Raw genomic sequence first — 976 nt, 5'->3', positions numbered from 1 at the left:
TAGGTGGGATTCTTATGGGTGGCGGGGTCCTCATAGTTGAGGATGTAGCCGGCGTCGGCGTCATAGGTGCCGGCCTGCATGTCGTCCTTGGTCAGACCCAGCAGATTGGTGCAGATCTCGGTGACCACATCGGCATTCAGGTTGATGGTGGCAGCCTGCACGGTGTTTCTGGAGCTGTTGCCCACGCGGATGACGTAGTCGCCGTCCTCGAGAACATACTGCTCGTTGTTTTCGTCATAGCTGGACATATCGGCAGTGTCAAAGGAAATCTTGACAGTTCTGGTCTCGCCGGGCTCCACTTCCACCTTCTTGTAGCCGGCCAGCTCCTGATAGGGCTTGTCGATGGAGCCGTCGGGAGCGGAGAAGTAAACCTCCACGACCTCCTGACCGGTAACAGAGCCGGTGTTGGTCACGTCGGCGGTGACGGTAACCTTATCCGCACTGGCGGTGACGTCGGTCACGTCGATGGTAAAGCTGGTGTAAGAGCCGCCGTAGCCAAAGGGATAGGCCACATCCACACCAAAGGTATCAAAGTAGCGGTAGCCCACATAGATGTCGTCGGTGTAGTACTCCTCATAGGTGTTGCCGTCCAGATAGGAGAAGCCCTCGGCGGAGGGATAATCCTCGTAGTTGATGGCCCAGGTATCGGTCAGCTTGCCGGAAGGAGTGACGGTGCCGTTGAGCACTTCCACCAGCGCGTAGCCGCCGTTCTGGCCGGCCTGAGACATGAGGACCAGGGCGTCCAGGCCCTCGATCTGGCCGCGGTTGCATGCGTCGTCGGCGTCATAGCCGCCCTTGCCGTTGAAGAAGTTGGTGTCGATGATGCCGCCGGCGTTGATGACGACGATCACGTTCTCAAACTTCTGGCCCAGCAGGGTCAGGTTGTAGGCCTCTTCATCGGTCAGGTAGTAGTCGCCGCCTTCCAGCTTACGGTCGGAACCTTCGCCGGAGTTGCGGGCCAGGACATAGATGGCGG

Annotated in this window: 1 protein-coding gene; it reads right to left on the bottom strand. The window is 59.0% G+C overall.

Annotated features, from left to right (window positions below; translation table 11 throughout):
- The coding region (locus H7U37_RS14985; protein ID WP_204876960.1) for a fibronectin type III-like domain-contianing protein at positions 1 to 976 on the bottom strand (976 nt) is incomplete at both ends.

This window comes from Pseudoflavonifractor phocaeensis (assembly GCF_016901735.1).
GTDB lineage: Bacteria > Bacillota > Clostridia > Oscillospirales > Oscillospiraceae > Pseudoflavonifractor_A.
This window is presented reverse-complemented; position numbering and strand designations above follow the sequence as displayed.